Below are 15,472 nucleotides of genomic sequence, written 5' to 3'. Positions count from 1 at the left end.
TTACACATTAGTTAGTAAATGAACGGTTACAGCCCTTTCAAATCATATGCAAAATCCTCAAATTTCTCCCAAGTTAATAAAAGTACGAATTCCGTAGCTCGATTAATTGGTAAGTTAGAGGACTGTTCAAAATTGAATTGCAAATAAGGCTTATACAAATTGGAGTTAATGTTTAAGGTTTCTACTATTTTTTTTGTAGGGTTGTGTAAATCACCGCCAGCCTCAATATGATTATAGTGATTGCGGCCCGCATAAATAATAAGACCCGCAGGTAAGCCTCTAATTTCACGGCCAATACAAAATTTTGAAGTTTTAGCATTAAGACTTAATGTAGTAGTATTCTTTTTATTTTTAGAAAATAATTCAATACCCTTAGCTGCAATCTGTAACAAAGAGCCATCTATAGATGAAAGCGCAAACTGCTCAGATTCTAATTTTATGAGAGCTTTTTTTGATCTTTTAAATCCTTCTACTATATGTTCTTTTTTACTCCAATTTTTTTCGCCTAGTTGAATGGTTTGCTCTGTATTTTGCCTATTAAAAAGGTACATAGGCGGTATCGAATCTTTATAGATATCATTAATATCATTGTGAAACTCTTTGCGGACTTCAAGTAATTTACTTACAGCGCTTTCTACTCCTTCTAGATAGTTTTTTATCATTAGGCTCTTCTTACAATTCGTTTAATAAGTGTGCTAGATAATGAATCTAGTTTTTTCAAATTTAACCCTAACCCCAAACCCAACAATTCCCATCAAAAACACAAATCCCCATACAAACACATTGCCATACTGGCTGTACACGCTGTCGCCTTTTATAAGCTTAATGTTGGCTTTCAATATGGTAGCTTCAAACTGTGGCATGGTTTGTTGTGTGTGGCTTATGGGGTCGTATACGGCGCTTACCCCATTGTTGGTAACTCGCACTAGAGGGCGTTGTAGTTCGAGCGCCCGCATGCGGGCTATTTGCATGTGTTGCAAAGGCCCAATAGAGTCGCCAAACCAAGCATCGTTACTGACAGTAAATAGTAGGTCGGAATCGCTTTTGTAATTACCGCGTACTAAGTCGGCAAATACTATTTCGTAGCAAATAGCAGGGAGTAGGTTATAGCCATTGGCGCGCAAGTTGTTTTGCACTTTGTCGCCACGGGTAAACGATGACATAGGCAAATCGAATAATGGGGCAATAGGGCGCAAAAAGTCTTGAAACGGTACAAATTCGCCAATAGGTAGTAGCTGGTGTTTTTGATAGCGGTTTTTATCAAGGTAATGGTAATGCCCATGCTCGTCGCCACGTTCTTTATTACCGACCACAATAAGTGTGTTGAATATATTTTTGGTGTCTCGCTGGTAGTCAACAATACCGGTTACAAGGGCGGTTTGATTAAACGAGGCGGCACTGTCTAAATTGGCTAGGTAGGAATCGGCAAGCATTTCTATTTCAGGCACTGCGGCTTCTGGCCATACTATTAAGTCGGCATCCCAATGTGGACGTGTCATGTCTTGGTATTTGCTCATTGTGGTCCAAAACTCACTTGGCTCAAAGCGCAGGTGTTGCTGTATGTTCCCTTGTACGAGCAATACTGACATGTTTTTATCTGTGTAATGAATGCTGCCTGTGGTATTTGCACCTGTAAAAATAAGCGCAACAGCTGTCGCAGTAACCGCCGGGGTTTTAAAATCTTTTTGGGTAAGTCTATATAGTGCAAAGCCAATAGCCACACATGTTAGTGTTAAGCCAAACTCGCCAATATAAGGGGCGAGCAGCCTTAAAGGTCCGTCGGTTTGTGTGTAGCCAAAGCTTAACCACGGGAAACCGGTAAGTACGGTGCCACGTAAATACTCACTAATTGCAAAGCAGGCAATTAGTAATGCGCCAAAGCTTTTAGGGCCACTAGCAAAGCGTGTAGTTGCCCAAAAGGCAAGTGCGGGAAATAATGCTAAGTATGAGCACAAAAAAGCCATTAACGAGAGCGACGCTATAAGCGGCATACCGCCAAAGGTGGCAATAGAAACATGTACCCAGCTTATACCTGCACCAAACCAGCCTAGGCCAAATATAAAGCCATATTTAGCGGCGGTTTTTGCGTGTGCTTTACCGGTATTATTGGGATTAATGCAAAAAATTATGGCGCCAAGACTAATAAATACGATGGGCCAAATTTCAAAAGGGGCATAGCCAAAAGTTAAAACAAGGCCCGCAACGAGTGCGAGCCATGCTTTTTTATCTTTTGCTAATAGGGTAAGTCTAGTTAGCAGTTTCTTCACTGTCGTTATCATCAGCCTTAGGAACGGTGACTTGCAGTTGCAAAATACGACGATTGTCGGCGTTGGTTACTTTAAATTGGTAACCTTCTATGTCAATCGTTTCACCACGGCTTGGCATATGGCCAAATGCGTGCAGTACAGTTCCGCCAATAGTATCGGCTTCGTCTGTGCTGTAGCCTGTTTTAAAATGCTCGTTAAAGTCATCTACAGGTGTGAGTGCTTGCACTACGTGGACATGTTTAGCAAGTTGACGAATATCTTGATGTTCTTCTTCTTCGTCGTGCTCATCTTCGATTTCGCCAACAATTATTTCAAGAATATCTTCAATCGTTACTAAGCCCGATACGCCGCCGTATTCGTCAATAACAACAGCCATATGGTAGCGTTGCTGACGGAATTCGTTTAGCAATGTATCAACACGTTTGCTTTCAGGTACTACCATTGCTGGGCGTAAATAATCACGTATTGATGGTAAATGCTCGTCTTTATTTAAGATTAGTGGCAATAAATCTTTAGCGAGTAAAAAACCTTCTACATGATCTTTGTCTTCAATCACCACTGGAAAACGTGAGTGAGTTGAGTCAACCATCATTGGAATTAGTTCTTCAAGCGGGCTGTCGATCTCAAGAGTGATCATTTGTGAGCGCGGAACCATTATGTCTCGCACTTTAAGCTCAGACACGCCAAGCACACCTTCTATCATCTCTTTTGTTTCTGGATCGATTACGTCTCGTTCTTGCGCATCGGCAATAACTTCGACCAGCTCTTCTCTATTCTGGGGTTCCCCTTGCAACATTTGGGCTATTCTGCCCAACCACGTTTTGCCAGAAGAACCCTGGCTAGATTGCGAGTTACCGTCGCTCATTGCGTCTAATTGCTCCGTTAATTTAAATATCGTCCCGGTATGGGTCTGCTATGTTTAGCTCTGCAAGTATTTGCTTTTCGATGCTTTCCATCTCTAAAGCGTCTTCACTCTTTATATGGTCAAATCCAAGCAAATGCAAGCATCCGTGAATAACCATGTGAGCAAAGTGGTCATGAAATGACTTCTCTTGCTCAATTGCTTCAGCTAATACAATGGCTGGGCAAATAATTAAATCACCAACCAAAGGAATATCTATGCCTGGTGGTGCTTCAAATTCGAACGACAGTACGTTGGTCGGTTTATTTTTACCGCGATAGTCGTTATTAAGTTGTTGCGATTGCGCTTCGTCGCTAATAACGATACTGAGTTCGGACTCATCACGGTATTGGCTAAGGGCTTTGTCAGCCCATAGCGCAAATTGTTCTTCGCTTGGGAGGTTGTCAAACTCACAGGCTATTTGTAAATCAAGTTCGGTTGTCAAAGTATTACTCTTTAGTAGTAGGCTGTTGAAGAGCAGCGAGTGCGTCTTTTGCATTTTGCTTTTCAATGCGCTTAAGTCGCTCGCTTTCGTCGTTTCGCTCGTAGGCTTCAACTATGCGTGCTACAACAGGGTGACGTACTACGTCGTGGGCTTTGAAGTAGTTAAAGCTAATTTCGTTTACGCCATCAAGCACTTCAATTGCATGGCGAAGGCCTGAGCGTGTGCCACGAGGTAAATCGACCTGTGTAATATCGCCTGTAATCACCGCTTTTGAGTTAAACCCTATACGGGTTAAAAACATTTTCATTTGCTCGGCGGTGGTATTTTGGCTTTCATCTAAAATAATAAAGGCATCGTTTAAAGTACGTCCGCGCATGTAAGCAAGCGGTGCGACTTCGATGATATTTTTTTCGATGAGCTTTTCTACTTTTTCAAAACCTAGCATTTCAAAAAGAGCATCGTAAAGAGGGCGCAGGTATGGGTCTATTTTTTGACTTAAATCGCCAGGTAAAAAGCCAAGCTTTTCGCCAGCTTCTACAGCAGGGCGCGTTAGTAATATACGGCGTATTTCTTGGCGCTCAAGAGCGTCGACGGCGGCTGCAACTGCAAGGTAAGTTTTACCAGTACCTGCAGGGCCAATACCAAAGGTAATGTCGTGGTTTAAAATATTAGCCACATAAACACCTTGGTTGTCGTTACGTGGTTTAATAACACCACGGCGGGTTTTAATAACCATTTCTTTGCCATAAGCGCTGCTGGATGCATCTTGCTCTAAGGCTTTTGATTCGGTAATAGCTAAATGAACGGCGTCGGGTTCTATTTCGCCTAAAACACCACGAACTGGCTGAGTATCAACATAAAGGTTTTTTAAGATTTCTACAGCGCCGGCGCAGTTGTGTAGTTTACCGGTTACTTTAAAAAAGTTGTCACGGTGAATTATTTCAACAGCCAGGTGGCGTTCAATTTGTTTGATGTTTTCGTCAAACGGGCCACATAAAGAAGATAGGCGTTTGTTATCGGCAGGTTCTAAATAAATCTCTAATGTTTTTAACTGATTACTCAAAATTGCTTCCTATAGTACTGCGCCAGCGTTAACTGGCGCTAATTGTGTGACTAAGGAACGAAAGTAGCTACGCCAATTTCGTTAACAGTGTCTGGTTTTGGCTCTGCAGCTGCAGCTTTAGTTAAAATAGCTGAAGGAGCTACTTCACGTCGTAAGTTCATTTCTGATTCTGTACGAATTAAGTCACCACGTAAAGAGTTAGGTAGTGCTTCGGTAATACGTACATCAACAAACTGTCCGATCACAGTGTGCGGGCCAACAAAGTTTACTACACGGTTGTTTTCTGTACGGCCACGTAATTCCATAGGGTTCTTCTTAGAAGGACCTTCAACAAGTATACGTTGCTCTGTATCGAACATTTGACGACTAATTTGCTGCGCCATTTGTGTAATACGGTTTTGTAGTAAGTATAAGCGCTCTTTTTTCTCTTGCTCTGTTACGTCATCCGGCAAATCTGCCGCTGGCGTACCTGGGCGTGCGCTGTAAATAAAGCTAAAGCTCATATCAAAACCTATGTCGCTAATAAGCTTCATAGTTGCTTCAAAGTCTTCTTTGCTTTCGCCTGGGAAACCAATAATGAAATCTGACGACATACTTAAGTTAGGACGAATTTTACGTAACTTACGAATTGTCGATTTGTATTCAATTGCCGTATGGCCACGTTTCATTAGGTTTAATATACGGTCTGAACCACTTTGTACTGGTAAATGTAAGTGATCTACAAGCTCTGGTACATCGGCGTAAACGTCGATTATATCTGGGGTAAACTCTACCGGGTGCGATGTGGTGTAACGAATACGGTCAATACCATCAATAGCTGCAATAAGACGAATTAAATCAGAAAAGTAACAAATTTCACCATCGTGCGTATCACCGCGGTATGCGTTTACGTTTTGACCTAAAAGATTTACTTCACGTACGCCTTGCTCTGCAAGTTGTGCAACTTCAAGTAGTACGTCATCTACTGGGCGACTAACTTCTTCACCGCGAGTATAAGGTACAACACAAAAAGTACAGTACTTAGAACAGCCTTCCATAATTGATACGAAAGCAGATGGGCCATCTGCTTTTGGCTCTGGCAGACGGTCAAATTTTTCAATCTCTGGGAATGAAATATCAACAACCGATGAGCCTTTGTCGCCTTGCACTTGTTTAATCATTTCTGGTAAACGGTGTAGCGTTTGCGGACCAAAAATAACATCTACAAATGGCGCACGTTGGCGAATAGAGTCACCTTCTTGTGAGGCAACACAACCACCTACACCAATGATTAAATCTGGCTTGTCGTCTTTTAATAACTTCCAGCGACCTAATTGGTGAAATACTTTTTCTTGTGCTTTTTCACGAATTGAACAGGTGTTAAGTAAGATTACGTCGGCATCTGTTGCATCTTCAGTTAGCTGGTAGCCGTTGGTGGCATCTAAAAGTTCAGCCATTTTCTGAGAGTCGTATTCGTTCATCTGACAACCCCAGGTTTTAATATGCAGCTTTTTGCTCATTGAAATATAGCCTCGTGTTCAATTCGATAGTGGCACAAAAATGTGCTTGAAACAGGATTAAGGAGCAAGCATGCTCACTTAAAGGAGGCGTATTTTAGCTGGATACCCGTCCAGATCCAAGTATAGTTTTCATGTTTGTGATCTCAAATCAATACGAGGCGAGTTTAATCAGCGGTTAGGGATATCCTCTGGTATAAAACAAATTAATTTTGATACAATCAAAACAGACTCAAGTAATAATAAAATGATGAAAAACATGACTAAAAATAATGTGATAGTAGTTGGCGGTGGCATGGTTGGCGCGGCTATGGCGATAAAGCTTGCTCAACAGGGCTTTGGCGTACGCATAATCGAAAAACACCTAATAGACCCATCACAGATTCTTAGTAGTGATATGGTTGATATTAGAGTGTCGGCTATTAATCGTTTTTCAGAAAATTTACTTGATGAATTAGGAGCAATGCCGCTTTTAAGGCAAAACCGCATAGCGCCTTATCAACAATTAGAGGCATTTGAGCGCGGTGGTGATAATTTATTGTTTGACTGCGCCGATATAAACACCACGCATTTAGGCCACTTAATTGAAAATAGTTTAATTCAAGCAAGTTTATGGCAGCAATTTGATCATTATAAGATTGAGGTTATTGAGCAAGCCACACCTATTACTAAAATAGAGCAAACGGATGATTTAATTACGCTTGTGTATGGAGCTCAAACCTATACCGCTGATTTAGTGATTGCAGCCGATGGCGGACAATCGCAGCTGCGTGCTAAAGCTAATATAGGAATTACCGGCTGGCAGTATCAGCAGCATTGCATGGGGGTATTAATTAAACTCGATGCGCCGCAACAAATTAAAACATGGCAGCAGTTTACGCCAAGTGGGCCACTCGCATTTTTGCCAATGCAGGCACCATACGCTAATTTAATTTGGTACGACGATGCAAATACACTGCAAGCATTTAAAGGGCTAAACCCAGCTGAGCTAAAAATGCACATACTTAATAAATTTCCTGAACTTGCTGGAGACTTTGAAGTACAAACCCATGCAATATTTCCGCTTACTCGCCAACATGCTAACAACTATTCACAAGGGCGCTTAGTTTTAGTCGGTGACGCTGCACATACAATAAATCCCCTTGCAGGGCAGGGCGTTAATTTAGGTTTTCAGGATGTAGTGGCACTTGCTGAAGTTTTAGACAATGCAGGGGGTATAGGGTGCCCGATAACGCTTAAAGAATACGAGCGAGCTCGCCGTAAAGCTAATTTATTAATGATGAGCATGATGGACGCGTGTTACTTTGGCTTTTCTAACCAAGTTGCGCCACTTAAATGGGCACGTAGCCAGTTTTTAAAAATGGCTAATAATACAGGCCCTATAAAAAACTGGGTTTTAAAATACGCAATTAGCGGTGATTTAGGCTAAATTTAAAGTAGAGATTAAAAAGGCTCATTTATGAGCCTTTTTTTATGTCTGTTTTTAAGTGGACAAATAGTGACCCAGTTATATTAAATAAAATTTTAATTTGACTAGGGTTATATCACTAAACCGCAATTTAATAATTTTAAAGAGCCTATGTGTGGATAATTTTTTTTCAGTAATAATTATTTTAGGTGCGCTACTGCTAGTTGCTAGCTTAAAAACAACCTTTAAAGTTTGTAAAAAAACATCGCAAAGAGCGTGGAGTGTACTGTTATGCGCTATTGTCTGTTTTATTTTAGGGTATTGGTGGATACTTTATTACTTTTCAAATTACGATACGGCACCAATAATAAGAAATGCAGTTGCCACAATATTATTTGGTGGTGCAGGGTTTGTTTTCTTAGTTGTCAAACTGAGTTTGAAAAGCATCCTTAAAATAGAGCAAGCAACGCAGTATCAAAAATATCAAACTGAGCACGATAACTTAACAACCTTACCCAACCGCAATAACTTTTTTAAATCCTTGAGTAAACAAGTCGATTACCCTTCTTCATTTGCATTATTTTATATTGATTTAAATAATTTTAAACAAATTAATGATGCGTTTGGTCATCAATGTGGTGATCAACTACTGGCTGCTTTTGCTAATAAGTTAAGCAAAGAACTATGTGGCATTGCTAAGTTATATCGAATAGGGGGGGATGAGTTTGCGTTTTTACTGAATACCGATACTGATGAAAGCATGGCTCACTGTGTAAATATTATAAACTCAGCCGTTAAAGCTCCGTTTTGTACACATGAGCAAATGGTTAAAATACAATTAAGTATAGGCGTAAGCCGTTTCCCAGATGATAGCCGATTACCCGACCAGTTACTAAAAAAAGCCAACTTGGCACTGCATGAAGCAAAAAAGACATTTCAACCTTTAGTAAATTACTCATCTGAAATAGGTAAACGAGCTGAGGACTTTTTTGATTTATCAGTCAAAATTAAAGCCGCGTTACACAAAGGTGAGTTCGAGCTTTATTTACAACCAATAATGAACTCCAAAGATATTCAATTGCATGGCCTAGAAGCGCTGATCCGATGGCCGCAAGCTGATGGTAGCTTTATTAGTCCTGAAAAGTTTATAAGTGTAGCTGAGCGTACAGGGCTTATTTTTGTTTTATCGAAATGGGTTGTACAAGAAGCAGTTAACCATATTAGAAAACTTAAACTGTTTGGGTTTACCGGTACTATTCATGTCAACTTATCAACGAAAGATATTGAAAGCAGCGAGTTTTACGAATTTATAATTAGCTTACTTACTACTGACCCGACTTTAAGTGATTCACTAATATTTGAAATTACAGAAGGGGCAATGATGACAAACATACCCGCAGCAAGAAAAATGATGCAGCAGTTAAGTATGCGTGGATTTAAATTTAGTGTTGATGATTTTGGTACGGGGTTTTCGTCACTGTCGTTATTAAGGGAGTTGCCCATAAACCAGATAAAAATAGATCAATCGTTTATCAAAGACATGCTCATTAATCCGCCTGATTACGCTATTGTAGAATCTACGTTGTTTTTGGCGAGCCGATTAAATTGCGATGTAGTAGCTGAAGGAATAGAAACCAAAGAAGTAGAGCAAGCGCTATTGAGTATGAACTGTGATTATTTACAAGGGTATTTATATAGCAAACCAATAGATATAGACGAATTTATAAATGTATATTTAAGTACAGAAAAAGTAAGCTGAATTTAATGAATATTGAGAAGTTTTAGAGAAGGAAGTCAAATTGGCTGGGATACCAGGATTTGAACCTGGGAATGCCAGGATCAAAACCTGGTGCCTTACCGCTTGGCGATATCCCAACTATAAATTTGATATTAATTTTAGTTCTTAATAAGAACATGGTGCGGAAGGAGAGACTTGAACTCTCACATCCTAAGATACTGGAACCTAAATCCAGCGCGTCTACCAATTCCGCCACTCCCGCATCACTAATGTGCTCATTTAACCTCTAAGCTAGAGTAATTCTTTTATTCAACTTTCCTTGGTAGAAGAAGTTGGCTGGGATACCAGGATTTGAACCTGGGAATGCCAGGATCAAAACCTGGTGCCTTACCGCTTGGCGATATCCCAACAAAGAATTCTTTTATAATTTTAGTTCTTATCAGAACATGGTGCGGAAGGAGAGACTTGAACTCTCACATCCTAAGATACTGGAACCTAAATCCAGCGCGTCTACCAATTCCGCCACTCCCGCATCACTAATTTGCTCATTTAAACTCTAAGCAAGAGTTATTCTTTTATTCAACTTTCCTTGGTAGAAGAAGTTGGCTGGGATACCAGGATTTGAACCTGGGAATGCCAGGATCAAAACCTGGTGCCTTACCGCTTGGCGATATCCCAACAAAGAATTAATTGATATTTTTAGTTCGTATCAAGAACATGGTGCGGAAAGAGAGACTTGAACTCTCACAACCGAAGTTACTGGAACCTAAATCCAGCGCGTCTACCAATTCCGCCACTCCCGCATCGTTTGTGTTATGAAACACAGGTAGTTATTTTAGACTCTTCATTGAGTGCAATTTAACTCTTGCAGAGCCACTTCTAAAAAAAGAAATGGTGGCTAAGACGGGATTTGAACCTGTGACCCCATCATTATGAGTGATGTGCTCTAACCAGCTGAGCTACTTAGCCATTGTTGGCTGGGATACCAGGATTTGAACCTGGGAATGCCAGGATCAAAACCTGGTGCCTTACCGCTTGGCGATATCCCAACAATAACAATTGATAGTTTTAATTCTTATCAAGAATTATGGTGCGGAAGGAGAGACTTGAACTCTCACATCCTAAGATACTGGAACCTAAATCCAGCGCGTCTACCAATTCCGCCACTCCCGCACACAAGGTAGTTATTTTAAACTCTTCATTGAGCAACAAAAAAATATGGTGGCTAAGACGGGATTTGAACCTGTGACCCCATCATTATGAGTGATGTGCTCTAACCAGCTGAGCTACTTAGCCATCTTTTTTTGTTAGCACTTCATCGCTGAGTGCGGGGCGTATTATGCTGATATGACCCAAATTCGTCAACACCTTTTTTGCAAAAAAACACTTAACTGTGTTTGTTTGCAGGAAAATTAAGCTAAGCGGCTAAATTTTAATAAAAATGATGATTTTTTGAGTGCAATTCACATACAAAATTTGTCGCTAAATAAAAAAAGCAAAAACCAATAGTTTGAAGCTGTTTGATTATTCGACAAATTATTACGCTCTGGTTAAATCTTAACATTAATTTGTTTAAGAGGTACTTATTATTGAGGTTTGATCTTCTGCGCAGTGTATTTTTTAAATTAAACGTAGGCATTTAGGTTGGGGCTATATCAATTTTATAAGTTTATAACGTTGGAGGTACAAAAAAGGCTCGTAAAAACGAGCCTTTAAAATTATTACCAATACTAATTCGGTTTCATTTAACTTATACGTTGAACAAGAAGTTCATTACATCACCGTCTTTAACAATGTACTCTTTACCTTCTTGACGCATCTTACCTGCTTCTTTTGCGCCGCTTTCACCTTTAAAGGCAACAAAGTCGTCAAAAGCAATCGTTTGCGCACGAATAAAGCCACGCTCGAAGTCGGTATGGATTTTACCCGCTGCTTGTGGCGCTGTTGCACCTACAGGGATTGTCCATGCACGCACTTCTTTAACACCCGCAGTGAAATAAGTTTGCAATTGTAGTAATTCATAACCACCACGAATAACAAGATTAAGGCCGGGCTCTTCTAAGCCAAGATCAGCCATAAACTCAAGCTTGTCTTCGTCATCTAATTCTGAAAGCTCAGATTCGATAGCAGCACATACAGGAACAACAATCGCATCTTCTGCTGCAGCAATAGCGCGTACACGGTCAAGGTATGGATTATTTTCAAAACCATCTTCAGCAACGTTTGCAATATACATAGTTGGTTTAATAGTTAAGAAGTTGATAGAGCTGATTGCTGCTTTTTCTTCTTTAGTTAATGCTAAAGCGCGTAAAGTTAAGCCTTCATCAAGATGCACTTTTACTTTTTCAAGTACGGCATTTTGCTCTTTGGCGTCTTTATCACCACCTTTTGCTTTTTTTGCGTTACGGAAAAGGGCTTTTTCAGCGCTATCCATATCAGCAAGTACTAACTCAGTGTTGATTACGTCAATATCGTCAGCAGGGTCAATAGTGCCTGCTACGTGAATGATGTTTTCATCTTCAAAACAGCGAACTACGTGGCCAATTGCATCGGTTTCACGAATGTTAGCTAAAAACTGGTTACCAAGGCCTTCACCTTTAGATGCGCCCTTTACCAAGCCAGCAATGTCTACAAATTCCATACTAGTGGTAAGAACTCGTTGAGGATTAACAATTTTAGCAAGTTCGTCTAGACGAGGATCTGGCACAGGTACCACACCTGTATTAGGCTCAATGGTACAAAAAGGAAAGTTAGCGGCTTCAATACCCGCTTTAGTTAGTGCATTGAAAAGCGTTGATTTACCTACGTTAGGCAAGCCAACGATGCCACATTTAAAACCCATAGTAAGATACCTTGTTTAGAATTCGTTTAAACGGTGTACTTGGACCCAAGTTACTAGGGTTTAAACGAATGTAGTCTGTTTTGTGCTTTTAACACACCATCTTTTGCAAGTATTTCCATGCAACGAACTGCTTCATCAACAGCAGCATCCATTTTTTCTTGGTCTTCTTTGGCCGCTTTTCCAAGCACCCAACCAGTTACCATTTCACGATGCCCCGGATGACCTACACCAATGCGCAAGCGCATAAAGTCTTTTTGATTTGCCATTTTTGCAATAATGTCTTTTAAACCATTATGACCGCCATGCCCGCCACCTTTTTTTAATTTGGCAACGCCTGGGTCTAAATCCAATTCGTCATGGGCAACTAAAATGTCCTCGACAGGGATTTTGAAAAAATTAGCTAAACTACTGACCGCTTTACCACTTAAATTCATGTAAGTAGTGGGGATCAATAATTTGAATTCTTGGCCTTGAATGATCACTTTGCCTGTAAGGCCGTGATATTTAGGATCGTGTTTTAGAGTGCAGTTATAGCGTGCAGCGATTTGCTCGATGAACCAAGCACCTGCATTGTGGCGTGTGTTTGCGTATTCGGGGCCTGGATTAGCCAGGCCCACAAGCATTTGAATAGAATTCAAGGTTGCGAGACCTTAAATATTATTCTGCTGCTGCAGCGTCGTCTTCAACTGGAGCTGCTTTGTTTGCTTTGATAGTCAGGATAGACTGATCATGGCCTTCGCCTTTAGCTAAATCTACAGAGCTAACGCCTTTAGGGAAAGTTAGGTCAGAGATATGAACTGAATCGCCAACAACAAACTTAGAAACATCTACTTCAATGAATTCTGGAAGTGCTTTTGGAAGACACGTAATTTCAACTTCAGTTAACTGGTGAACAACAGTTGCGCCAGCTTTAGTTACAATCTCTTCACCGATGAAGTGTAGAGGAACTTTAGTTTGAAATTTATGAGTAGCATCTACACGTTGGAAATCAAGGTGAGTAAGCTTAGGCTTGAATGGGTGACGTTGGATATCTTTTAAGATTACTTCAACAGCTTCGCCATCAACGTTAAGCGTAAGGATATGCGTGTAGAAACCTTCGTCTTCTTGAGCTTTGATCATATCTTTATGAGCAAAAGTAAGAGATAAAGCTTCTTTATCAGCTCCGTAAAGGATTGCAGGAACTTTGTCTTCGCGACGTAGGCGGCGGCTCGCACCAGTACCAGTTTCTACGCGAAGTTCAGCGTTATACGTATAAGTTTTGTTAGACATGATGTCTCCAGTTATTTAAATGTGTAGGGCCTTTGCGACCAAGGTCCCTAGCCAAAAGGCGCGCTATCATACCACCACGCCCAGATAAAATAAACATCGCTTACAAAAAAAGCGCCAAAAGGCGCTTTTATATTCAGGAATGTTTAATTTTAGTGTTCAAACATCGCTGAGATAGATTCTTCGTTACTAATACGACGAATAGTCTCTGCTAACATGTCAGCAAGCGTAAGTACCTTAACTTTATCAAGGGCTTTAAGCTCATCAGATAGCGGAATTGAGTCAGTTACAATTACTTCATCAATCATTGAGTCACGTAAGTTTTCGGCTGCTTTACCTGAAAGGATAGGGTGCGTTGCGTATGCAAATACACGCTTAGCGCCATGTTCTTTAAGTGCTTCTGCGGCTTTACACAATGTACCACCGGTATCAATCATATCATCTACGATAATACAATCACGACCTTCAACGTCACCAATAATGTGCATTACTTGAGAAACATTTGCTTGAGGGCGACGTTTATCAATGATTGCTAAATCGGTATCGTTTAGTAGTTTTGCAATTGCACGAGCACGTACAACACCACCAATATCTGGAGATACAACAACGACGTCTTCAAAGTCGCGTTCTTTCATATCTTCAAGTAATACAGGGCTGCCAAATACGTTATCTACAGGTACATCAAAGAAGCCTTGGATTTGTTCAGCGTGTAAATCAACCGTAAGAACACGGTCAACACCAACACTTGATAAGAAATCTGCAACAACTTTAGCGGTAATTGGAACACGAGCAGAACGTACACGACGGTCTTGGCGCGCATAACCAAAATAAGGAATGACGGCAGTAATACGACCTGCAGATGCACGACGTAGAGCATCAACCATAACGATAAGTTCCATCAGGTTATCGTTTGTAGGGGCACAGGTTGATTGCAAGATAAAAACGTCCGAGCCACGAACATTTTCATTTATTTGAACACTGATCTCACCGTCGCTAAAACGGCCAACAACAGCATCGCCTAATTCAATATATAAACGTTTTGCAACTTTTTGAGCTAACTCAGGTGTTGCGTTACCAGCGAAGAGCTTCATGTCAGGCACGGTAGGGTTCCTCAGGCACTGAATATTTGGACTAACGGGCAATGATAAATATCACTGCGGGTTAACTTATGATTACTTGTACGTTACTTCATTGATCGAATATGGCGGTTAACTCCGTATGAGCAGGTGAGACATTTGCGCTTGAAGCCACAAAACCCTGCCAAGTATGGGGGAGATTTTCAAGTACATCTTGTGCTTGAACTTGGCTAGCAAATTCGACAAAACAACATGAACCTGTTCCGGTCATCTTCGACGGTGCGTATTTTAGCAACCACTGGAGGGTTTTTTCAACCTCGGGGCAAAGCTTTTTAACTAAAGGCTCACAATCGTTGGTCAAAGTATGGTGTTTCCAGTCGCCTATTATTTTTGGTGTGTCGCGTTTTAAATCTGGATGTGTAAATATTTTTGCGGTACTTACATGTTGGTTAGGGTGTACAACGCAGTACCATTTTTGTTCAAGTGTTACGTGGTGTAGTTTTTCACCAATACCGTGCGCTATGGCGCTTTGACCTTGTATGAACACCGGAACATCTGCCCCTAACTTGAGCCCCAATTGTGCTAGTGTTTCTAAATTTAGTGCCAATTTCCATAACTTATTTAGGGCTAATAAAGTACTCGCTGCGTCAGATGAACCTCCTCCAACACCGCCCCCCATCGGCAAGCGCTTAATTAAATTTATTTTTACACCCAAAGAGGTTTTACAGTGTGTTTGTAATAATAAAGCCGCTTTATAGATGAGATTATCATTTAGAGGGATGTCTTTAGTATCACCACCGACAGAAATACTCCCATCTGTTGTTAACTCAAAATGCAGCTCATCGCCAAAATTTAAAAAAGTAAATAAGGTTTCAAGTTCATGATAGCCATCTTCTCGGCGAGCATTAATATGTAAAAATAAATTGAGTTTTGCCGGAGCAATAAGTGAAAAAGAGGTTTTGTTATTCAT

Annotated in this window: 13 protein-coding genes and 10 tRNA genes; 2 read left to right on the top strand and 21 right to left on the bottom strand. The window is 40.6% G+C overall.

Annotated features, from left to right (window positions below; translation table 11 throughout):
• Positions 1-26 precede the first annotated feature (26 nt).
• The 6 genes from H5089_RS11215 to miaB are packed head-to-tail and all read right to left on the bottom strand — an operon-like array spanning position 27 to position 6,175.
• Positions 27-662 (bottom strand): hypothetical protein, encoded by a 636-nt coding sequence (locus H5089_RS11215; RefSeq protein WP_182712220.1) that lies wholly within the window; start codon positions 660-662, stop codon positions 27-29.
• Positions 663-695: 33 nt separating this feature from the next.
• On the bottom strand, positions 696-2,267 hold the full coding sequence (lnt, locus tag H5089_RS11210; protein ID WP_182712219.1) for an apolipoprotein N-acyltransferase: 1,572 nt from the start codon (positions 2,265-2,267) through the stop codon (positions 696-698).
• Entirely contained in the window at positions 2,248-3,132 is an 885-nt protein-coding gene (gene corC / locus H5089_RS11205) for a CNNM family magnesium/cobalt transport protein CorC (protein ID WP_002958541.1), read from the bottom strand. The genes lnt and corC overlap by 20 nt, the downstream gene beginning before the upstream one ends.
• Positions 3,133-3,154: 22 nt before the next feature.
• Complete coding sequence (gene ybeY, locus H5089_RS11200) at positions 3,155-3,613, bottom strand: rRNA maturation RNase YbeY (protein WP_182671337.1); 459 nt, start codon at positions 3,611-3,613, stop codon at positions 3,155-3,157.
• A 4-nt stretch (positions 3,614-3,617) separates the two neighbouring features.
• Positions 3,618-4,676 carry a PhoH family protein gene (locus H5089_RS11195; protein WP_002958543.1) on the bottom strand — a complete coding sequence of 353 codons (1,059 nt, stop codon included), beginning with the start codon at positions 4,674-4,676 and terminating at the stop codon, positions 3,618-3,620.
• A 50-nt stretch (positions 4,677-4,726) separates the two neighbouring features.
• Positions 4,727-6,175 (bottom strand): tRNA (N6-isopentenyl adenosine(37)-C2)-methylthiotransferase MiaB, encoded by a 1,449-nt coding sequence (gene miaB / locus H5089_RS11190; protein ID WP_002958544.1) that lies wholly within the window; start codon positions 6,173-6,175, stop codon positions 4,727-4,729.
• Between the two features lie 244 nt (positions 6,176-6,419).
• Here miaB and H5089_RS11185 point away from each other — a divergent pair, with 244 nt between their 5' ends.
• Complete coding sequence (locus tag H5089_RS11185) at positions 6,420-7,601, top strand: FAD-dependent monooxygenase (RefSeq protein ID WP_182712218.1); 1,182 nt, start codon at positions 6,420-6,422, stop codon at positions 7,599-7,601.
• 154 nt (positions 7,602-7,755) lie between these two features.
• Positions 7,756-9,339, top strand: a complete 1,584-nt coding sequence (locus tag H5089_RS11180; protein ID WP_182712217.1) for a bifunctional diguanylate cyclase/phosphodiesterase — start codon at positions 7,756-7,758, stop codon at positions 9,337-9,339.
• Between the two features lie 41 nt (positions 9,340-9,380).
• Here the strand turns inward: H5089_RS11180 and H5089_RS11175 are convergent.
• The 15 genes from H5089_RS11175 to ispE form a co-directional block, all read right to left on the bottom strand.
• Positions 9,381-9,455 (bottom strand) — tRNA-Gln (locus tag H5089_RS11175).
• A gap of 40 nt (positions 9,456-9,495) precedes the next feature.
• Positions 9,496-9,580: transfer RNA gene (locus tag H5089_RS11170), tRNA-Leu, on the bottom strand.
• Between the two features lie 71 nt (positions 9,581-9,651).
• Positions 9,652-9,726: transfer RNA gene (locus H5089_RS11165), tRNA-Gln, on the bottom strand.
• Positions 9,727-9,765: 39 nt separating this feature from the next.
• Positions 9,766-9,850: transfer RNA gene (locus tag H5089_RS11160), tRNA-Leu, on the bottom strand.
• Between the two features lie 71 nt (positions 9,851-9,921).
• Positions 9,922-9,996: transfer RNA gene (locus H5089_RS11155), tRNA-Gln, on the bottom strand.
• A gap of 40 nt (positions 9,997-10,036) precedes the next feature.
• Positions 10,037-10,121 (bottom strand) — tRNA-Leu (locus tag H5089_RS11150).
• A gap of 89 nt (positions 10,122-10,210) precedes the next feature.
• Positions 10,211-10,287 (bottom strand) — tRNA-Met (locus tag H5089_RS11145).
• A 5-nt stretch (positions 10,288-10,292) separates the two neighbouring features.
• Positions 10,293-10,367: transfer RNA gene (locus tag H5089_RS11140), tRNA-Gln, on the bottom strand.
• Between the two features lie 39 nt (positions 10,368-10,406).
• A tRNA-Leu gene (locus H5089_RS11135) sits at positions 10,407-10,491 on the bottom strand.
• Between the two features lie 46 nt (positions 10,492-10,537).
• Positions 10,538-10,614 (bottom strand) — tRNA-Met (locus H5089_RS11130).
• Positions 10,615-11,068: 454 nt separating this feature from the next.
• Complete coding sequence (gene ychF / locus H5089_RS11125) at positions 11,069-12,160, bottom strand: redox-regulated ATPase YchF (RefSeq protein WP_002958547.1); 1,092 nt, start codon at positions 12,158-12,160, stop codon at positions 11,069-11,071.
• Positions 12,161-12,213: 53 nt separating this feature from the next.
• Positions 12,214-12,798, bottom strand: coding sequence for an aminoacyl-tRNA hydrolase (gene pth / locus H5089_RS11120; RefSeq protein ID WP_002958548.1), 585 nt, complete (start codon positions 12,796-12,798; stop codon positions 12,214-12,216).
• 19 nt (positions 12,799-12,817) lie between these two features.
• On the bottom strand, positions 12,818-13,429 hold the full coding sequence (locus H5089_RS11115; RefSeq protein ID WP_002958549.1) for a 50S ribosomal protein L25/general stress protein Ctc: 612 nt from the start codon (positions 13,427-13,429) through the stop codon (positions 12,818-12,820).
• Positions 13,430-13,578: 149 nt separating this feature from the next.
• The gene (locus H5089_RS11110; RefSeq protein ID WP_002958550.1) at positions 13,579-14,526 is read right to left on the bottom strand and encodes a ribose-phosphate pyrophosphokinase; all 948 of its coding nucleotides are present in this window, start codon (positions 14,524-14,526) and stop codon (positions 13,579-13,581) included.
• An 88-nt stretch (positions 14,527-14,614) separates the two neighbouring features.
• Positions 14,615-15,472, bottom strand: coding sequence for a 4-(cytidine 5'-diphospho)-2-C-methyl-D-erythritol kinase (ispE, locus tag H5089_RS11105; RefSeq protein WP_154903382.1), 858 nt, complete (start codon positions 15,470-15,472; stop codon positions 14,615-14,617).

Origin of the sequence: Pseudoalteromonas sp. SR45-1 (assembly GCF_014163655.1) — a bacterium.
In the GTDB taxonomy this organism is placed as follows: Bacteria; Pseudomonadota; Gammaproteobacteria; order Enterobacterales; family Alteromonadaceae; genus Pseudoalteromonas; species Pseudoalteromonas distincta.
This window is presented reverse-complemented; position numbering and strand designations above follow the sequence as displayed.

What these genes read in the sequence shown, in the direction of transcription:
- ychF (WP_002958547.1), bottom strand. Translation starts at nt 12,160, where the DNA reads ATGGGTTTTAAATGTGGCATCGTTGGCTTGCCTAACGTAGGTAAATCA.
- H5089_RS11115 (WP_002958549.1), bottom strand. Translation starts at nt 13,429, where the DNA reads ATGTCTAACAAAACTTATACGTATAACGCTGAACTTCGCGTAGAAACT.
- corC (WP_002958541.1), bottom strand. Translation starts at nt 3,132, where the DNA reads ATGAGCGACGGTAACTCGCAATCTAGCCAGGGTTCTTCTGGCAAAACG.
- miaB (WP_002958544.1), bottom strand. Translation starts at nt 6,175, where the DNA reads ATGAGCAAAAAGCTGCATATTAAAACCTGGGGTTGTCAGATGAACGAA.
- ispE (WP_154903382.1), bottom strand. Translation starts at nt 15,472, where the DNA reads ATGAATAACAAAACCTCTTTTTCACTTATTGCTCCGGCAAAACTCAAT.
- H5089_RS11215 (WP_182712220.1), bottom strand. Translation starts at nt 662, where the DNA reads ATGATAAAAAACTATCTAGAAGGAGTAGAAAGCGCTGTAAGTAAATTA.
- H5089_RS11185 (WP_182712218.1), top strand. Translation starts at nt 6,420, where the DNA reads ATGATGAAAAACATGACTAAAAATAATGTGATAGTAGTTGGCGGTGGC.